Source organism: Chryseobacterium potabilaquae, assembly GCF_902728265.1.
GTDB lineage: Bacteria > Bacteroidota > Bacteroidia > Flavobacteriales > Weeksellaceae > Chryseobacterium > Chryseobacterium potabilaquae.
Genome location: NZ_CACVBR010000025.1, coordinates 18,086 through 36,878 on the forward strand (window position 1 = coordinate 18,086; position 18,793 = coordinate 36,878).

General features: G+C 33.6%; 15 protein-coding genes and 3 tRNA genes. 14 read left to right on the forward strand and 4 right to left on the reverse strand.

The window, feature by feature from the left end; all coding sequences use genetic code 11:
* The first annotated feature begins 52 nt into the window (after window positions 1–52).
* The 5 genes from CHRY9293_RS12690 (at window position 53) to CHRY9293_RS12710 (ending at window position 6,493) form a co-directional block, all read left to right on the forward strand.
* Window positions 53–283, forward strand: a complete 231-nt coding sequence (locus CHRY9293_RS12690; RefSeq protein ID WP_122545570.1) for a FeoA family protein — start codon at window positions 53–55, stop codon at window positions 281–283.
* A complete protein-coding gene (feoB, locus tag CHRY9293_RS12695) occupies window positions 283–2,313 on the forward strand; it encodes a ferrous iron transport protein B (RefSeq protein WP_162033317.1) in 2,031 nt (676 codons plus the stop codon). The genes CHRY9293_RS12690 and feoB overlap by 1 nt, the downstream gene beginning before the upstream one ends.
* 216 nt (window positions 2,314–2,529) lie before the next feature.
* Window positions 2,530–3,543, forward strand: coding sequence for a DUF4421 family protein (locus CHRY9293_RS12700; RefSeq protein ID WP_162033318.1), 1,014 nt, complete (start codon window positions 2,530–2,532; stop codon window positions 3,541–3,543).
* Between the two features lie 63 nt (window positions 3,544–3,606).
* A complete protein-coding gene (gene glmM, locus CHRY9293_RS12705) occupies window positions 3,607–4,989 on the forward strand; it encodes a phosphoglucosamine mutase (RefSeq protein ID WP_162033319.1) in 1,383 nt (460 codons plus the stop codon).
* A gap of 124 nt (window positions 4,990–5,113) precedes the next feature.
* Window positions 5,114–6,493 carry a tetratricopeptide repeat protein gene (locus CHRY9293_RS12710; RefSeq protein ID WP_162033320.1) on the forward strand — a complete coding sequence of 460 codons (1,380 nt, stop codon included), beginning with the start codon at window positions 5,114–5,116 and terminating at the stop codon, window positions 6,491–6,493.
* A gap of 63 nt (window positions 6,494–6,556) precedes the next feature.
* On the opposite strand, the gene CHRY9293_RS12715 is transcribed toward CHRY9293_RS12710, so the two are convergent.
* The 3 genes from CHRY9293_RS12715 to CHRY9293_RS12725 all read right to left on the reverse strand — a co-directional run bounded on the left by CHRY9293_RS12715 (window position 6,557) and on the right by CHRY9293_RS12725 (window position 8,526).
* Entirely contained in the window at window positions 6,557–7,444 is an 888-nt protein-coding gene (locus CHRY9293_RS12715) for a DMT family transporter (RefSeq protein ID WP_162033321.1), read from the reverse strand.
* Complete coding sequence (gene aat / locus CHRY9293_RS12720) at window positions 7,444–8,085, reverse strand: leucyl/phenylalanyl-tRNA--protein transferase (RefSeq protein ID WP_162033322.1); 642 nt, start codon at window positions 8,083–8,085, stop codon at window positions 7,444–7,446. The genes CHRY9293_RS12715 and aat overlap by 1 nt, the downstream gene beginning before the upstream one ends.
* A gap of 63 nt (window positions 8,086–8,148) precedes the next feature.
* On the reverse strand, window positions 8,149–8,526 hold the full coding sequence (locus CHRY9293_RS12725) for a DUF3127 domain-containing protein (protein WP_122545989.1): 378 nt from the start codon (window positions 8,524–8,526) through the stop codon (window positions 8,149–8,151).
* A gap of 175 nt (window positions 8,527–8,701) precedes the next feature.
* On the opposite strand from CHRY9293_RS12725, the gene CHRY9293_RS12730 reads away from it, so the two are divergent.
* The 3 genes from CHRY9293_RS12730 to CHRY9293_RS12740 all read left to right on the forward strand — a co-directional run bounded on the left by CHRY9293_RS12730 (window position 8,702) and on the right by CHRY9293_RS12740 (window position 8,955).
* Window positions 8,702–8,783, forward strand: a tRNA-Leu gene (locus CHRY9293_RS12730).
* Window positions 8,784–8,789: 6 nt separating this feature from the next.
* A tRNA-Gly gene (locus CHRY9293_RS12735) sits at window positions 8,790–8,865 on the forward strand.
* A gap of 6 nt (window positions 8,866–8,871) precedes the next feature.
* A tRNA-Leu gene (locus tag CHRY9293_RS12740) sits at window positions 8,872–8,955 on the forward strand.
* A gap of 669 nt (window positions 8,956–9,624) precedes the next feature.
* Here CHRY9293_RS12740 and CHRY9293_RS12745 read toward each other — a convergent pair.
* Complete coding sequence (locus CHRY9293_RS12745) at window positions 9,625–10,875, reverse strand: tyrosine-type recombinase/integrase (protein ID WP_162033323.1); 1,251 nt, start codon at window positions 10,873–10,875, stop codon at window positions 9,625–9,627.
* A gap of 920 nt (window positions 10,876–11,795) precedes the next feature.
* On the opposite strand from CHRY9293_RS12745, the gene CHRY9293_RS12750 reads away from it, so the two are divergent.
* The 6 genes from CHRY9293_RS12750 to CHRY9293_RS12775 all read left to right on the forward strand — a co-directional run bounded on the left by CHRY9293_RS12750 (window position 11,796) and on the right by CHRY9293_RS12775 (window position 18,656).
* On the forward strand, window positions 11,796–12,434 hold the full coding sequence (locus CHRY9293_RS12750) for a hypothetical protein (protein WP_162033324.1): 639 nt from the start codon (window positions 11,796–11,798) through the stop codon (window positions 12,432–12,434).
* A gap of 22 nt (window positions 12,435–12,456) precedes the next feature.
* Window positions 12,457–14,166 carry an FISUMP domain-containing protein gene (locus CHRY9293_RS12755; RefSeq protein ID WP_162033325.1) on the forward strand — a complete coding sequence of 570 codons (1,710 nt, stop codon included), beginning with the start codon at window positions 12,457–12,459 and terminating at the stop codon, window positions 14,164–14,166.
* Window positions 14,167–14,496: 330 nt separating this feature from the next.
* On the forward strand, window positions 14,497–16,143 hold the full coding sequence (locus tag CHRY9293_RS12760; protein ID WP_162033326.1) for an FISUMP domain-containing protein: 1,647 nt from the start codon (window positions 14,497–14,499) through the stop codon (window positions 16,141–16,143).
* 190 nt (window positions 16,144–16,333) lie between these two features.
* A complete protein-coding gene (locus CHRY9293_RS12765) occupies window positions 16,334–16,783 on the forward strand; it encodes a transposase (protein WP_162033327.1) in 450 nt (149 codons plus the stop codon).
* Between the two features lie 31 nt (window positions 16,784–16,814).
* Window positions 16,815–17,141: a helix-turn-helix domain-containing protein gene (locus CHRY9293_RS12770; RefSeq protein WP_162033328.1), complete on the forward strand. Its 327-nt coding sequence runs from the start codon at window positions 16,815–16,817 to the stop codon at window positions 17,139–17,141.
* Between the two features lie 375 nt (window positions 17,142–17,516).
* Window positions 17,517–18,656, forward strand: coding sequence for a glycosyltransferase (locus CHRY9293_RS12775; RefSeq protein ID WP_162033329.1), 1,140 nt, complete (start codon window positions 17,517–17,519; stop codon window positions 18,654–18,656).
* Window positions 18,657–18,793 lie beyond the last annotated feature (137 nt).

The window sequence follows — 18,793 nt, forward strand, 5'->3', positions numbered from 1 at the left end:
GTATATTTGTGACCACAAAAAATTGGCTTTGAAACAGACGGATTTGCATAAAATGAGTAGATTCCCTAAGAATAAAAAAGGGAAGATTTTGGGGTATGACAATGATCATCTAAAGATGCCTAATAAAATTATAGAAATGGGGCTTCTTCCGGATACCATATTTAGAATATTATACCAGGCACCTTTTAATGGACCGATGTATGTAGAGTTCGGAGAAGAGAAGAGTCGAATTGCTCTTCGTGAAGAAGAAGGAAATTATATTATTGTAGAAGAACTGAACTAATGGGGGAGAATAATAAGAAAAAGGTACTTTTAGTTGGAAACCCGAATGTAGGAAAATCAACAGTCTTCAATTCTTTATGTAACAAAAAGCAGAAGACCGGGAATTATGCCGGGGTTACTGTTGCAAGTCATTCGGGAAATTATATATATAAAGACCAAGAAGTTGAAGTAATAGATTTGCCGGGTTCGTATAGCATCTACCCAAGTTCTGAAGATGAAGCGATTTTTTCGAAATTTCTTATTGATGAGCAAAAAAACTATGAGGGAGTAATTTATATTCTGGAAGCACTGAGCTTAAAGAGGGGGCTTCTTTTATTTCAACAAATACAAGATCTTGGGATTCCAATGATTCTAGTGGTTAACCAGATTGATCAGGCAGAAAGAAGAGGCATTACTATTGATATGGAAAAACTTTCTGAAGCTCTAGGAATAAAGATTATCCAGACCAATGCCAAGGAAAAGATAGGGATAGATGAGATTAGGGAAGCTGTTGATAAAAATGATTTTATGAAAGCTCATACCATATCTTTTGATACTCCTAATGAGCATAAAGATTTTATTAATAAATTGGTTCATAAGGGTTTTGAAAATGAATATAAAGCCTGGGTGAACATATCTTTAGGTAAAGATCTTAAAAAAATAGAATCTATCGCTGAACTGCTCAATGAACCTGAATTTAAAAGTTTAGTACCTAAAAGATTACAAGTTCAGGAAACGGTAAGAAGATATCAAATTGTTGATAAGGTATTGACCGATGTTATTTCTAAGAAGCAACAATTTAAAGAACTATTGACCGAAAAGCTAGATAGAGTTTTGGTACATAAATTCTGGGGATATATATTTTTCTTTGTGATTTTATTGATTATTTTCCAAAGTGTTTTCTTTTTAGCAGAATATCCCATGAATTGGATTGAGAATTTTTTTACCTGGTTATCTGCTTTTACCGGAGATCATTTACCAGAAGGACCACTTAATTCATTGATATCTAACGGAATTGTTCCAGGAATTGGAGGTATTGTTGTATTTGCTCCCCAAATTGGAATTTTGTTGTATTTCTTGTATTTATTGGAAGACTCAGGATATATGGCGCGAGTTGTTTTCTTAATGGACCGTCTTTTGCGACCATTCGGACTCAATGGGAAAAGTATTGTTCCGTTGGTTTCAGGAACTGCTTGTGCAATTCCGGCCGTCATCTCAACTAGGAATATTGAAAATGTTAAGGAACGATTATTAACGATTCTCGTGACTCCTTTTATGACATGCTCAGCAAGATTGCCGGTTTATAGTATTATTATCGGATTGATTATATCAGACGGAGCTTTTTTAGGAATAAAATATAAAGCTTTGGTTCTAATGGGAATGTACTTTTTGGGTTTTGCTGTTGCTTTGCTTTCGGCTGCGGTTCTTAATAAAGCTATTAAAAATAAAGGAAAAACATATTTGGTAATGGATCTTCCAACGTATAAAAAACCGCTTTTTGGTTATGATTTTAAAATGGTGTTGGGCAAAGTTTGGGATTTTATTACAGGTGCGGGTAAAATTATTTTTATTGTTAGTATTATCATTTGGTTTTTAAGCTATTTTGGACCAAAACAAAAAAATACTGAATGGGTGGCTTCGAATGTAGAATTAGATCATTCTTATTTGGCAAAAATGGGAAAAGGAATAGAACCTCTTATTGAGCCATTAGGATATGATTGGAAAATGGGAGTTGGGATCCTGACGAGTTTTGTGGCGCGTGAGGTATTTGTAGGAACAATGTCCACTTTATACAGTTTGGAAGATGATGCTCCTGAAGTTAAAGTAATTGATAAAATGCGACGAGATGTGAAGCCCAATGGTGAGAAAGTATTTAGCTTTGCAACAGGGATTTCAGTACTTTTATTTTATGCATTTGCAATGCAGTGTATCTCGACCCTTGCAGTAGTCTACAGAGAAACTAAAAGTTGGAAATGGACTGGATTACAAGTAGCCATGATGACAGGTTTGGCATACTTTGTGTCGATGATAATATATCAGATTTTAAAATAATGGAATCTTCATTAATTTTACAGTATATCATTGTATTACTTATTGTTGCATTTGCTTGTTATTCTTTATTTAAAGTAATACAGAAGAATTTTGCTCCTAAAAAGTTCAATTCAAAAAGAACAAATTGTGATAAAGATTGCGGGTGTTCTTGATAGATTTGATTATGGTTTAAAAAAAATGTAGTAATTTCATTCTTGAAATTAAAACACATTAAGATTGAAAATCAAAGAATTATTCGTTTGCTTATTGTTCTTTTTTGCTTTTTGGGCAAAAGGACAGGAGGATACTACTCATATTAAGTCCTATGCAGATCAGGTGATGATCCGTTTCAACTTGGATACCAATATTGAAAAATATATTCTATCTGATCATTCATTTAAAGAAAAAGTAATCCTTTCAATAAACAATAGAGTCAATACATCTTTATCTCTCGATTACAAAATTATAAGTGCATCTTTATCTTTTGCACCTCATTTTATTCCGGGAAATAATGAAAATGATCTAAAAGGGCATAGTTCTTATACAGACTTTAGATTTAGACTTTTTTTAAACAACTTCATTCAGACCGTATATTATAGAAAAGCCAAAGGATTTTATGTTGAAAATGCAAAAGAAATTGATCCTTCCTTTGAAGTAGGAAAAGAGCCTTATCCTCAGCTACCGGATTTTAAGGTGCGAAATTTTGGAGGAATTACGGCGTATGTTCTCAATAAAAACGCTTCATTGAAAAGTGTATATACTCAAGGAGAGTGGCAAAAGAAAAGTGGTGGGAGCTTCATGCCATTTTTAGATTATGAATACACTATTTTTAATAATATTGTTGATGGGGAAAAAACTAGAGATACGGATTTTGATATAGGGGCTAATATGGGATATTTTTATAATTGGATAATTGCTAAAAAGATCAACATATCTCCTTATTTGGCTCTAGGATTTGGAGGAAAATTTGCCAATTATGAAGATATTGGAGATAATGGAGAAGTAACCAAAGAAAAGGGACAATATTTTACTTCACGATTTGCAGGAGGACTTCATATAGGATATAATACAGACCGGTTTTTGTTTGGAGGCAAAATTAATTTTAATTCCCATTTCTATAATGAAGCAAAACATGCTACCGTTGAAAATAACAATATCTATGGGCTTATTTATGTAGGATATCGTTTTGCCCCACCCAAAGTGGTTAGAAACAGCTATGAAAAAATTAGTAAAAAAATACCAATCTTATAAGATAAAAGTCTTTTTAATTATCTTTGCACAGAAAATTAAAAGTTAAAAATAAATAAAAACATAATGTCATTAATTAAAAGTATTTCAGGAATTCGAGGGACTATCGGAGGAAAAGTGAACGACAACTTAACTCCTCTTGATGTTGTGAAATTTGCCTCGGCATTTGGAACCTGGCTTCAAAATAATAAAAATAAAAAAGATTTAACACTTGTTATTGGAAGAGATGCCAGAATTTCTGGTCAAATGGTCTCCTCTTTGGTAACGGCCACATTACAAGGGTTAGGGATTCATGTTGTTGATTTGGGGCTTTCTACAACGCCTACTGTTGAAATAATGGTTCCTGAGCTTAATGCAGATGGAGGTATAATCCTTACGGCATCTCATAATCCGAAACAATGGAATGCGCTTAAATTGTTGAATGAAAAAGGAGAATTTATTAGTGGGGAAAATGGAGCAGAAGTTTTAGCTTTGGCAGAAAATGAAGACTTTAACTATGCTGAAGTGGACGAGCTGGGTCAATATGAAACGAGAGAGGATGCCTTTGATATTCATATTCAACAGATCCTTGATTTACCCATGGTAGATGCCGAAGCGATTAAAGCTAAGAAATTCAAAGTAGTCCTAGATGCGGTAAATTCCACAGGGGGTATTGCTATTCCTATGTTATTGGATAAGCTTGGCTGTGAAACCATAAAATTGTATTGTGATCCCACCGGACATTTCCCCCATAATCCGGAGCCATTGAAAGAACATTTGGGAGATATTTGTGAATTAGTTAAAAAGGAAAATGCAGACTTTGGTATTGTAGTAGACCCTGATGTGGATAGATTGGCTTTGATTGATGAAAAAGGAGAGATGTTTGGAGAAGAATATACATTAGTTGCCGTTGCAGATTATTTGTTGAAAAATAAAAATGGAGTTGCTATTTCGAATCTATCTTCAAGTCGGGCATTAAGAGATGTTGCACGCACACATGACTCAGAATATTTTGCCAGTGCCGTTGGAGAAGTAAATGTAGTGACCTTAATGAAAGAGAAAAAAGCCGTAATTGGGGGTGAGGGAAATGGTGGAATTATTTATCCGGATTTACATTATGGAAGAGATTCTTTAGTAGGAGTGGCATTATTTTTAACCCATTTAGCAAAAGAAAACACAACGGTTTCTGAACTTAGAGCAGGCTATCCAAGTTACTTTATGGGTAAAAAGAAAATTGAATTGACTCCAGAAATTAATGTAGATGAGATTTTAACTAAAATGGAAAAAGAGTATCAAAATGAAGAAGTATCAACTGTTGATGGAGTAAAAATAGATTTTGAAAATAATTGGGTCCACCTTCGTAAGTCGAATACAGAACCTATTATCAGAATTTATACAGAGGCTAAATCTCAGGAAGAAGCAGATGAATTAGCCGATACGATGATAGCTAAAATTAATAGCTTGATTTAAAAAAATTAATACTGATTCAACAGTTTAAACAATAATAATTATTAACTTTATAGTATTAAGATTTTCAGAACCGAGTATTTGTATATCTCATATCTCAAGTCTTAAATCTTAAAACGATTTTATATTGGAAGAGTATTTTGGAAATGAACTTGTGAAAAAGTTCGAGGAAATGATGGAAAACAATGATGAATTCTACTTTGATACAGAGGAGTTAGAAGATATTATTGTTTACTATCTAGAACTAGGTGATTTTAATTATGCAGATACAGCCGTCAATTATGGCTTAAGGCTTCATCCTAATTCTTTAGGTATCAAGATTAAAAAACTGGAGGTACTTCTGGAATGGGAGGAATATAATATGGCAAAGGAGCTTATTGATGAATTGAAAGGCTCATCAATGGAAAATACAGACTTTTTAGTTTGTTATGCTAAATATTATTCCAATTTAGGAAACCCTAGAAAGTCAATTGAGATTTGTAAAAAGGCATTAGAGCTTAGAGAAGAAGAAAATTTTCTTCACAACTTTATTGCTGATGAATACGTGAACTTGGGTGATCCATTTAATGCTCTTAAGCACTATAAAAAGGCTTTGCAGGAAGATCCTACGGATGACTATGCATTAGAAAATTGTATGGTATGCTTTAATGATTTAAATAGAAGTGAAGAAGCCATCGCTTTTCTTAATGAATATTTGGATGAGTTTGCTTACTCTGAAACTGCTTGGCTAGAGTATGGACAATTCTATTTTAATAAAAAGAATTATGAAGAGGCAATAAAAGGATATGATTATTTATTGGCAATTAATTCAAATTCTGTTGGTGTCTATGCCAATAAAGCCGCTTGCTATGAGGCGTTAGGAAAATATCAGAATGCGATTGATGTGTATAAGGAAATGCTTGAACTGGAATATACCCAAGCCTTCACTTATTATAAGATAGGATTATGCCATAAAGCTCTTAAGCAACCTATTCTTGCATTAAACGCATTTCAAAAATCATTAAGAGAAGACCCACAGTTTTATCTTGCCATGATGGAACAGTCTTACCTATATGAAGAGATGGGGGGAATGTCTGAAGCTTTGCACTTTGCAAAAGAAGCTACTCAGTTAAATGAAACGAACCTTGATTATCAGAAAAGGCTTGCATTTTTATTTATAGATTCCGGTAAATTTGAAGAAAGTCTTTCCTGCTTGGATAAGCTAGTAGAAGCTGAACCATCAAGATTTTATAATTGGTATGCTTATTCGGAAGTGTTGATGCTTTTAGGAGAGTATGGAGAAGCTGTAGAAGTATTAATTAAAGCTCTTAAAAGACATGATAGGGCAGAGTTATACTATCAGTTAAGTAATTGCTATTTTAACCTAAAAAAACAAGAAAAAGGAGTTGAGTCCCTTCAAAAAGCATTGTCTTTAGATCCTTCTTTAGCTCCGGATATGCAGAAAAAATATCCTTTTATTAAAGATGAGGTGAAGAAAGCCAAGGCAAAAGTCAAGAAAAAGAATTGATTTTTGGCAAAAAGAATAAAAGTGTAATTATCTTAATATAAAAATCCTGCATTTTTGCAGGATTTATTTTTTTGATGAGTTGTTTGATCTTAAAAATAAGAGTCCTCCTATAATAACTCCAGCTCCGGAATATTGTAAAAGAGATAATTTTTCACCATCTAAAATTCCCCAAATAATTGCCACAATAGGCATAAGTAAAGTTACTGTGGATGCAAAGAGAGGGGTTGAAACTTTTAGTAGTCTATAATTCATCATCATGGCTAATCCTGTTCCGAAAATAGATAATAAACTGACAAACATCAGCCCAAGCATATTCTCTTTTGAAAAGGTAAACTCCGAAAAGAATCCAGTGAATGCTAGCGAAATAAGTGATGGAAGGAATATGACAAACGAAAATACAAAAGCAGATAGGATTGTTGAGGACACTTCCATGAGCTTAGATTTGACAGTAGTAGTACTTATTGCATAGCATAAAGTAGCTAATAACAAGAGTAAAATAGGAATTAATTTGAATTTCCCGCCTTCTCCATCTCCTCCAAAAGCAAGTAAGCAAACCCCCGTAAAGCTAACTAAAGTTCCTATAATTTGCTTTTTTGTGGTTTCAAACTTCCAGATAAGCGCACCTACGATGATAACAAAAATAGGCATCATGGAATTAACGATTCCTGCAATGCTGCTGCTTACTTCCGTTTCAGCTAATGGAAATAAGAACATCGGTATGAAATTCCCTGTAAATGCAGCTAAAATAAGCCATTTCAAATGTTTCTTAGGAAATGATTTATATTTTGTAATCGCAAGGGGAAGTAGAATTATTCCGGCAATAAGACATCTTAAAGCTCCCACTTGGAAAGGATTAAAGTGCTCTAAAGATTTTTTAATTAATATAAAGGAAGAACCCCAAATAATACTTAATACAATTAATAGGATCCATTTTTCTTTATCTGCATTCATTATTTTGTATGTAAAATTTTTAAAAATTCTTTTTTAGGGATCATTTTTGCACCTAAGCTTTCTAAATGTTCTGTATAGGATTGGCAATCAATGAGATTTATGTTTTTTTTATTGTTTTCAACAAAATATATAAATCCAGCTTTGGAAGCATTGCTTATTTTGGCAAACATACTTTCTCCGCAAAAGACTTTTCCGATTTGTATTCCGTAAAGCCCGCCTACTAGCTCATCATCTTTCCATACTTCAATGCTTTTTGCCAGACCATATTCATGAAGTTTTATAAATACATCCATCAATTCATTGGAGAGCCACGTACTATCTTGTCCTTTTCTTTTTGTTTGTTGGCAATTTTTAATAACTTCCCTAAAATTCTGATTTTCTGTAAAAGTGAAAAAATTTTTATTCAATAGTTTTCTCATAGACTTGGAAACCTTCAATTCATGAGGGAATAGCACAAATCTAGGATCTGGGCACCACCATAAAATTTCTTCGCCGGGATTATACCAAGGGAATATTCCCAACTGATATCCTAGCCAAACTCTCTCTAAGGAGATATCTCCTCCAAAAGCAATGATGCCTTTATGGCCATCATAAAGCTCAGGATCGGGAAATGAAATTTCGTTTTCGTCTAGTCGAACCATTTTGGAAAAAAAATCCTACTTGAGTAAAGCAGGATTCTATTATTTATTCTAATATTAGTTATATTAAAAAGGCAAATCATCATCATCGTCCCCAGCGAATGGATTTTCATTGGAAACAGAAGATGTAGTTTGAGATGGCATAGCTTGAGTAGGCTCAGCATTGTTTTCAAATACTTTTTCTACTCTCCATCCTGTAATTGAATTGAAATATTTTGTTTCCCCTTGAGGAGAAGTCCATTCTCTTCCTCTGATATTAATTCCTACTTTCACATTCTCTCCTTCTGTTATATTATCCAATAAACTGATCTTATCAGACAAAAATTCTATATTGATTGGTTGTGGATATTGTTCTTGGGTCAAAATGACCATCTCTCTCTTTTGAAAACCACTTGCAAATGTCTGAGCATCAAAAAGTTTCTTTACAGTTCCTTGTAATTCCATATCATAAATATTAACAGTGTAAAAGTAATAAAATGAAATGTAATAAATGGGCTCGGAGAAAAAAAAAGCAAAAAAAATATTTTTTTTTGAGAAAATGCTTGCAATTAAAGAAAATTGCCCTATATTTGCACTCACAAAAACGAAACAAGCTCTTTAAAATAAACTTAAAAACAACGCGGATGTGGTGTAATTGGTAGCCACGCCAGACTTAGGATCTGGTGCCGAGAGGCGTGGGGGTTCGAGTCCCTTCATCCGCACAGTATGCGAAAATAGCTCAGCTGGTAGAGCACAACCTTGCCAAGGTTGGGGTCGCGGGTTCGAATCCCGTTTTTCGCTCCACTCCATGCCCTGGTGGTGGAACTGGTAGACACGCAGGACTTAAAATCCTGTGTTCGTAAGAACGTGCGGGTTCAAGTCCCGCCTGGGGTACATAGACCGAAAATCATATTAAATGGTTTTCGGTTTTTTTTTGTCCATTTTTTTTACAAAACCTTTAATACTTGCTTTACTTGCATTGAATAATTTAAATGGATTAGGATTCGGAATAAATATTTTAGTTTTCCTATCTTTGAGTTTCTATTTAGTTATCTTAACATCTACATAGAGGTAAAGTTAAGGACTTTTTAAAATATGATGAATAGAATTACTTGACCAACTTATTTTAGTGGCAACCTCTTTATTTAATAAGCCCTAGGGATGAAATAAAGGTAATTTTCCTTTCACAAGTAGCTTCCTACTAATCTTTAAAAGATATTCTCTCTTCTTTTTCTGTAAGCATAATATAGTATTTTCCATAGATCAATACACCTTATTAACATTAGTTAATAAGTTAAAATGAGAGTTTCTGAAAAATTATTTTGTATTAGAAGGGTTTTGAAATTTTGTTTCTATTTTTGTCCCGAGCTTAGTTTATTATTCTTTGATATTGAGTATAATAACTTCTTTACTTCAATTCCTTTTTTGAATAATTGAAAATTTGTTTAGAATCTAGATAATTAATAGAGGGTAATCTTTATATCAAATTATTTTTGATGTAAAGATTACCCTAACTTTTGTATCAGATCCGCTCGAATCAGTAGGTTTTTTATAAATAGATATTTATTTTTTTTGTTTACCGGAATATATTTCTTCAAAATAATTTCCGAGAGCCATTATTCCTTCATGATTTACGGGATTTATATAATTAAGAAAAATTTTTTCACTGCTATGTCCGGTGGCTTGCATTAATAAAGGAGTCGGAATTTTACCATAAAAATTCGATGCAAAGCTACGCCGGCCAATATGACTACTTATATTTCGAAATTTTTCTATTTGCATTTCCCTACTCCTAAATCCTATTCTTTTGCGGGTTTTCACAAATTCTTTAATTCCTGATAAATCTGCAATTTCTTTGATATGTTTATTATATAAACTTCTATCCATGGCTTTTGGAAAATTATTATTATTCTTTGTGAGAATATCCAATACAGTGGGATGAAGTGGTAAAATGATTTCTTTTCCTGTTTTTTGCTGAATAAAAGAAATGCATATTTTTCCATTTATATTGATCAGTTGGTTACTATTAAATCTCATAAAATCTGAAATCCTTTGACCGGTATAACAACTTATGAGAAGCCAGTCTTTAGCGATTTGGAGATCTGCAGGAACCTCTGTTTGTTTTATTTTTTTTAATTCTTTTTCATTAAGCGTAATGATTCTTTTAGGATTTTTATTTTTTGGAATCTCCAAATTTCTTACATGCGTGGCAAAGCCCATTCTTTCCGCATAATTTAAAATAGTTTTTACAAATTCGACTGTTCTTTTAATTGTACTCTCCGAATATTGTTCTGATTTTCCAAAAAAATAAAAAGATTGGATGAACTCAGAATTGACGTCTTGTAATAATATATGTTTGGTTATAAAGCTTTCAAATTTTTCAATGAGTCTGAAAAATACCAAGTATCTTCTATAGGTGGAAAGGCAAAGTGTTTCTTTTTTGGCATCGAGATATTGAGATATCATGTGAAGGAGACTTTCTTCAGAATAATTTTTTTGTTGTTCATCAATACTTATTTTTTTAATTATTTCTGAAATGACTTTTGAAGAAGGGGCTTTGTTTTTTAATTTTTTAGTTTGAATAAGTTTTGCCAGTTCTATTTTAATGCTATTAAGCTTCACATTAAGTTGCTTAAATTTTTTACAGTAAATGTTTTTAGGTCTTTTTTTTACATGATCCCAGTCTTCAATATTGATATAAAAAGGAGTATTAAAATGATAGGAATAATCTGATTCGGCCTCTGGAGAAAAAGAAAGAAAAATTTGATTTTTACGATTTTTAATATTAGGCGATAAATAATAAGAAAAGGTCATTCTGAAAAATTTGATGTAATTTATATTTTTCACAAAAATAATATAAATTATTGGTCTATTTCAGACTAATAACACAAAGATAATAATTATTTTATAAAAAACAATAATTTTATTTAAATTATTAAAAAATAGTTACTTGGGGCAAATATTTTTCCTTATCTCCTATTCAAATATAAGAAAAAAAAATAAAAAAATATTTCCACAAACCCCTTTCATTGCTTTATTTTTTGGTAAAATGGTTAGTCTCAGATAAATATTTATCATTATTAGTCTGAAATAGACTAATAAAAAGAATACACAAATACAATGCGAAAAAATCAGGCTTTACATAGGAGCTTTAGGTTTTATTGCGCATATGAGTATAATGTTTTGAACATGAAATATTTATTAAATAAAATGAAAAAAAATGACACCCTACTATTTTCACACGGCTAATTTTTAATAGGATTTATTTCTTTGTCAAATCTGATATCAGATGCTGGTTAGTAAGCTGAATATGGGATTTAATTTGGAGGTTTATCAAAATTACATTTCATCGTAATTAATATTCCGGAGGTTATGAAGGTGACCTCTGGATATTGTCCCGATTAACAACAGATGGGGCTTGCTAAAAAAATTCAGATTTAATTTCATTTTCGACCAGGTGGGAATAAAAACAGTTGATAATACTAATTTCAAGGGAAATCAATACATAGATTATGTTTTTATTTAATAGGCTAGGTAAAAATAATTTCTATAGGTAAATAGACTTAAATGATGTATTGGCTTATGTTGAAACAAGTGAGTCTGGATATTAATAAACAAGAAAAGGTAAAGATTGAGATTTTCGTATAGTTAGACGGCATGCACTGATTTTTATGAATTATTACATGCCGCTCTTTTGATAAAACAAATTTTTTTTAATATAAAACACTCAACAAATGAAAAAAACATTTATTACACTTACAATTGCTGTAGGTACATTTGCATTCGGGCAGGTAGGAGTTAATACAACCGAACCTAAGTCCACTTTAGATGTTATGGGAGTTTCTTCTCCTACGGTTCCTGATGGTGTTCTCGTTCCTCGCTATTCAGTGACTGAACTTGCAGCAAAAGATGCTGCATATGCTTCTGATCAAAATGGAACACTGGTTTTTGTAACCTCCTCAATAACGGGGACGACCGTAAAAACATCAGATATATCGGCAGCAGGATTCTATTACTATGACAATTCTACTTCAAAATGGAAGGCAGTAGGAGGAGGAAGTAGCTCTGATTCTACATTTAATATAAGTCCTGCTGAGATCACGGCAACTTATAATGTATTAGTAACAGATGATTTTCTTAAGTTAAATCCTTCGGGTTCGGGTCAAACTTTGAATTTACCTAATGAAACAACTGACCCTACACTTAAGAGAGGAAAAAAGATTTATGTTTCTAATATTTCATTAGAATTCATGGAAATTGTGCCCCATCCTAGAAGTCCTTTTACTACCGGTGTACTCGCTCAACGAGGGGGAATATTGATTTACATTGGGGGCACTGGTCCAGGATCTTGGGAATGGATAACGGGTTCATAATACAATAAATAAAAGTTCAAAAATGAGACATATATTTATTTCTGTCAAAAAGACGGGCCCTTTGATGTTTTTAATCTTTGGAAGTTTTTTTAATGGACAAGTAAGAATAGGTAATAGTGCGGCAAATACTTCGGCACCAAACAGCTCTGCCTTTATCGATGCATCTTCAAATCCCACTTTTAATAACGAAAGTAAACCTAATATAGGAAAAGGATTACTGTTTCCCCGAACAGATTTAACAAAGTTTACTGCTTTTTCGCCTACAGCACCTGAAGTTTTGGGGACGGTGGAAAATTATTATAACTATTATGATGGTTTTATTGTTTTTAATACGGCTTCTTCAGGAGTCGCTGCGATTGGAGGGACAGAGGGAACACTATGCCGTGGATTTTGGTATTATGACAATGATGTAGCTAATGATACTGAAAGTACAGCGCCTGCCAATCAAAATAAATTGAATTTGGGGACATGGAGGCCAATGCGTCCAGATCAGTGTTCCACTACACCTCCAATAGTAACAACGCTTGATTGTGCTAGTGGCACATTTAATCCTTCTATACTAGCTCAAGGTACTTCTGTAACGGGCGGTACCTTAACGATTCCTTATACAGGAGGAAATGGAGCGGGCTATCCTGCTGAGACAGTTACAGTGAATGGATTAACTTTTAGTCGTACATCAGGAACTCTTAATGTGAGCAATGGAACTCTTACATATAGTATTAATGGAACACCTTCTGCTTCTGGACCAATGAATGTTCATGTAACTTTAGGTGACAAATCGTGTGATGCGACTATTACGGTGACAGGAACAACACCTCCAATAGTTACCACTCTTGATTGTGGAAATGCGACATTTAATCCATCTACTTTGACTCAGGGTAGTTCTGTTACAGGGGGGACGTTAACGATTCCTTATACAGGAGGAAATGGAGCTGGTTATCCTGTTGAAACAGTTACAGTGAATGGATTAACCTTCAGTCGTGCAGCAGGAACTCTTAATACGGGCAATGGAACTCTTACATATAGTATTAATGGAACACCTTCGACTTCTGGATCAATGAATGTTCATGTAACTTTAGGTGACAAATCGTGTGATGCTAATATTATAGTTATAAATGGGCAGCAGATTACAATGTGTGATGGCAGAACTTGGAAAACGCATAATTTGGGAGCAAATGAATCACTGGATCCTAATGTTCCTGTTGCTGGAATTCATGGGGATAAATATCAGTGGGGGAGAATCAACCCGATATTAACACAGAGCCAAGATCAAGCAAATGCAGGTCCAGTTACTTGGAATTTTAATGATGCATCAGATGGCTCTTGGGGACCTTCCAGGACATCAAATGACCCATGTCCTCCAGGATTTAGAGTTCCTACCCAAGCTGAATGGCAGGCATTAAATAGTTGTAGCTCGGTTGGTCGTATAGGTCCTTTTGGCGATGATGCTTCACTCTTTAGTTCGGCATTGACATATACAAGTGGATCAAATAAATTAACTTTCCCTGCAGCAGGCTTTCGCTCTCATTTAAGTATTCCCAATAATCCAACATTAGGAGGGGTGCTACAAATGCGTAATGAAGTTGGGATGTATTGGAGTAGTACTTCTTATTATACTACCCAAAATAATCCTGCCGCATATAGTTTTGGGTTTAATAGCAGTTCTGTAAATCCATCCTCTAGTGCCGGTTATCGAATAGAAGGTCATTCTGTACGCTGTATTGCAGAATAGCTATTACTACTATTTTTTAATTCATAAACGACATAGTGATGATTTATATTGGTGAATAAGGAAGATGCATTGTAATTATAAGTTTTAGGTATTGTTTACAAATGAAGCTTATAAAATATTCAGCGCTTTCCCTCTGGGGGATATCTAAAAATATTCCCCGGATTTTCATCATCTTCATTAGTGTGAAGAAATTAAAGATAATGAATGAGATTGTAATAGAGTTTAGATATAGACTTTGACACAGATGTTTTTATTCAAAAGATCATCAAATATTGGAAAATATAAAAATTAATGGCTTAAAACATTGTAATAACTTGAAAAACATAAAAAATGAGATATACATTTATTAGTAAAAAAAAGATAGCCCCTTTGGCTTGTTTAACCTTTGGGTGTCTTTTTTATGGGCAAGTAAGAATAGGGAATAGTGCGGCAAATACTTCGGCACCAAACAGCTCTGCCTTTATCGATGCATCTTCAAATCCCACTTTTAATAATGAAAGTAAACCTAATATAGGAAAAGGATTACTGTTTCCCCGAACAGATTTAACAAAGTTTACTGCTTTTTCGCCTACGGCACCTGACATTTTGGGAACGGTTACTAATTACTATAATTATTATGATGGCTTTATTGTTTTTAATACGGCAACATCAGGGGTAGCGGCAATTGGAAATACGGACGGAACATTATGTCGTGGATTTTGGTATTATGACAATGATGTAACTAATGATACTGAAAGTACAGCGCCTGCCAATCAAAATAAAGTAAATATGGGTACATGGAAACCTTTGGATAAGGATCAATGTTCCACCACACCTCCAATAGTAACAACGCTTGATTGTGCTAGTGGCACATTTAACCCTTCTACACTAGCCCAAGGTACTTCTGTAACGGGCGGTACCTTAACGATTCCTTATACAGGAGGAAATGGAGCGGGCTATCCTGCTGAGACAGTTACAGTGAATGGATTAACTTTTAGTCGTACATCAGGAACTCTTAATGTGGGCAATGGAACTCTTACATATAGTATTAATGGAACACCTTCTGCTTCTGGACCAATGAATGTTCATGTAACTTTAGGTGACAAATCGTGTGATGCGACTATTACGGTGACAGGAACAACACCTCCAATAGTTACCACTCTTGATTGTGGAAATGCGACATTTAATCCATCTACTTTGACTCAGGGTAGTTCTGTTACAGGGGGGACGTTAACGATTCCTTATACAGGAGGAAATGGAGCTGGTTATCCTGTTGAAACAGTTACAGTGAATGGATTAACCTTCAGTCGTGCAGCAGGAACTCTTAATACGGGCAATGGAACTCTTACATATAGTATTAATGGAACACCTTCGAGTTCTGGATCAATGAATGTTCATGTAATATTGGGTGACAAAGCGTGCGATGCTACGATCACAGTGGCGGAGAGCGGTCCACCTTCTGTAATGTGTGGATCTCAAAAATGGTTGAGACATAATTTGGGAGCTGATACAACATTAGATCCCGATCATCCAACTTCTGCTACAGATCTGGCACTTAGAGGAGGGTATTATTTATGGGGAAATAAATATGATGCAGGTAGTTCAACTGTTGTGTCTGGATCGTGGGGTCCAACTAAAACATCTTTCGATCCTTGTCCTCCTGGATATAGAGTGCCTACTAAACAAGACTGGGTAACTTTAACAGTGACTGCAAATACTCCCCCAGCTTATTTAGGGATGGATGGTAATCCTACGAGTACGATCAATCCTGGTGTAGCGGTTCAATTTACTTGTCCTAATAATACTAAACTTACATTACCACTTGCTGGAAATGGAACATCTGCTACTGCTTATCCTGTTGCTTATGTAAATTCTCATGCACTACTTTGGGCTTCAACTACAGATCCTGGTCTTGCAAATTATTTTGTTGCTCCGGGCGGAGGAGCTACTGCTACTAGTCCTTTCTGGACTATGCCAGTCAGATGTATTGGAGAGTAATGAAAAATAATACTTTTTAATTTTTATATAAAATTTTCTTCCGAGGGGTATGAAAAAATGATCCCTCGGGTTTTTCTCTCCTTTGTTGTATTGAGTTTTTTATTCAATTATCCTTTTTAAGGAGTTAAAAAAAATCGAACAAGATAACATTATAATCTTGAAAAAAATCGAATCATTTAATGTAAATCTAATGGGAAAAAATAAATTCAATTTCAAAACTTTTCATTTAGGGAACTTAGTTCAACAAGGTGTATTGGAGAAGGGGCTTGAAATGTCTCACGTGTGCAGCTTTTTTAGTTCTACTCAAGATGAAATCATAAGTATGTACGAAGCAGAAACATTGGATTCCGAAGTTTTACTCAAGTGGAGTCTACTTTTACAGTATGACTTTTTCAGGATATATTCTGAACATCTTATTCTCTATGCTCCCAAAGCCTCTGCGGATAAAAATAAGGGAGGGAATTTAAAAAGTGTACAAGCCAGTCAGTTTCGGAAGAATATCTATACTAAAGGAATTATAGATTTTGTGCTGGAAATAATGGAAACAGGAGAAAAAGAGGCAGTTGAAATAATAAAAGAGTATGGAATTCCTAAAAGCACCTTAAATAAATGGAAGGATAAATATAAAGTATCAACATAAGATATATTGCTTACAATAATAAAAAGAATAGATGAAAAAATCAAAGGTTGATTATCAACGGATTTTTATGGATATTTTGAATAGAAAATTTCCTCATAAAATAGAGGAATGTTCACGTCTACTCAATAAAAAAAGTTTATCTGTACTCGATGTTATAGAGCTTAATAAAAAGATATTTGGGCTAGAGGACGAAGCTACGGAAGCTTTTAATCAAAGCCATCGATCTTATTCCAGATCCAGTATTTTGCAGATCTTGGATTTTCAAAAAAAGAATAAACTAAATAATAGTCAGACAGCTAATCATTTCAGGACGAGTAGGCATACCATAGCCAAATGGAAAAAAAGATATTTAAGTTAGTTTTTGTATTGCTATGTGTTTAAAAAAAATAAATGGAGCTATCCTCACGATTCAACAAATATTTATATTAACAATATCCTCTTCTAAAATTGCAGGTTCGTATAATGTTGGAATGTTCAGTTCGGAGACTATAAGAGCTAAAGTAATCTCAATGAGGCGGAGGATCTTATCTGCTTGGAGAATGGCTTCGCAAGAAGCTGTGTATAAAGTGAGAAATAATAGCCTCTATTTACTACAATATCATATAGATTTTTTTTAATAAAGTGTTTTTTTGTGTCCGGGAGCGACTTCCCTTGTTCTCGGACTTTTTTATTAAGAGATACATAAGATTTGATTCACCAATCATAATTATAATTTGAAAATCCTATCAAGTTAATGAGAAAAAAAATTCTTTTTCGTATTCGTTCAATGGAAATGGGAGAAGCTCAGAAAACTCTTTTGAATCTTTTGGATTTTTTAGATAGAGCTCGATACGAGCCTATGGTGTTACTGGATTTTAATGAAGGAGAATTGCTCAACGATATTCCCAGTGATATTCGGGTGTTTTTCATTGCCAAAGGAAAACCTCAACTGTCTTCCCATAGTATATTGAGGCTTTTTCAACGTATGGAAAGACATAGACTACTTGCTGCATATATATGTTTTCCCGAATTATTATGGTCTAAAATAGAAGATGTTCCTGATATTGAGATTGCGATGGTGCATTCTTCACTAAAAGGGCTTATGAAAAGTCCTTTTAAAAACTCTACAAAAATCAATTGGTTTGATTCTGATATTAACTTTTTCTCCAAGTACTATAGAAAAAAAATGGGGAGAATGATGAATCTTTGTAATACAAGTGTTTTTGCAGCTCAAAGCACTCAATACAATTTTGAAAATTATTTAGGAATATCGGTTTCCAATAGTGTATGTATTTATAATACTTTTAATGTGAAAGAGATTAGAAAAAAATCTCTTATTACTCTTCATTTTGAAGATAGATGGTTGTTTAAGGATGAAAAGATATTTGTTTCTGTAGGACGATTGGTTTTTCAGAAAGGATATGATTTATTAATTGAGATTCATGCAGAATTAATAAAGGAAGGAATTAATCACAAAATTATGATAATTGGGGACGGACCTGTCTATGAAGCTCTCATGAAAAAGATTAAGTTATTGAAGGTAGAGGATACTTTTTTACTTCTTGGAAATCGGAAAAACCCGTATCCATATATAGCTAAGGCAGATTACTATATTCAGTCATCCCGGTATGAAGGCTATCATTTGTCGATAAGAGAAGCCATGATTTTAGGTAAGCCATTGATCAGTACAAATGTGGGAGGCGTAAAAGAGATTGTATCTCATAATAAAACAGGATTACTTACTCATTTTTCAAGTTATGATCTAAAAAAGGGGATTAAAAGATTTCTAACGGATGAAGATTTTGTGTCCCATATAAGTGAAAACCAAAAGGTGATAGATTTTGATCATTACAATCAAAGAGTTTTGGAGCAGCTAGAAGATATTTTACATTAGTTTATACTATTTATTTAATATTCGATATCTATAATGAATTTTATTTTTACAATTCTAGAAACACAAGTGATGGATTATTTTCCATGGGCGCTAAGATCTCTTCTTTAATATAGAGGAGAGACTTAGCTTCCTTTAAT

Coding starts and splice junctions, on each gene's coding strand:
- CHRY9293_RS12690 (WP_122545570.1), top strand. CDS start 53: ATGAGTAGATTCCCTAAGAATAAAAAAGGGAAGATTTTGGGGTATGAC.
- feoB (WP_162033317.1), top strand. CDS start 283: ATGGGGGAGAATAATAAGAAAAAGGTACTTTTAGTTGGAAACCCGAAT.
- glmM (WP_162033319.1), top strand. CDS start 3,607: ATGTCATTAATTAAAAGTATTTCAGGAATTCGAGGGACTATCGGAGGA.
- CHRY9293_RS12715 (WP_162033321.1), bottom strand. CDS start 7,444: ATGAATGCAGATAAAGAAAAATGGATCCTATTAATTGTATTAAGTATT.
- aat (WP_162033322.1), bottom strand. CDS start 8,085: ATGGTTCGACTAGACGAAAACGAAATTTCATTTCCCGATCCTGAGCTT.
- CHRY9293_RS12725 (WP_122545989.1), bottom strand. CDS start 8,526: ATGGAATTACAAGGAACTGTAAAGAAACTTTTTGATGCTCAGACATTT.
- CHRY9293_RS12745 (WP_162033323.1), bottom strand. CDS start 10,875: ATGACCTTTTCTTATTATTTATCGCCTAATATTAAAAATCGTAAAAAT.
- CHRY9293_RS12750 (WP_162033324.1), top strand. CDS start 11,796: ATGAAAAAAACATTTATTACACTTACAATTGCTGTAGGTACATTTGCA.
- CHRY9293_RS12755 (WP_162033325.1), top strand. CDS start 12,457: ATGAGACATATATTTATTTCTGTCAAAAAGACGGGCCCTTTGATGTTT.
- CHRY9293_RS12760 (WP_162033326.1), top strand. CDS start 14,497: ATGAGATATACATTTATTAGTAAAAAAAAGATAGCCCCTTTGGCTTGT.
- CHRY9293_RS12765 (WP_162033327.1), top strand. CDS start 16,334: ATGGGAAAAAATAAATTCAATTTCAAAACTTTTCATTTAGGGAACTTA.
- CHRY9293_RS12770 (WP_162033328.1), top strand. CDS start 16,815: ATGAAAAAATCAAAGGTTGATTATCAACGGATTTTTATGGATATTTTG.
- CHRY9293_RS12775 (WP_162033329.1), top strand. CDS start 17,517: ATGAGAAAAAAAATTCTTTTTCGTATTCGTTCAATGGAAATGGGAGAA.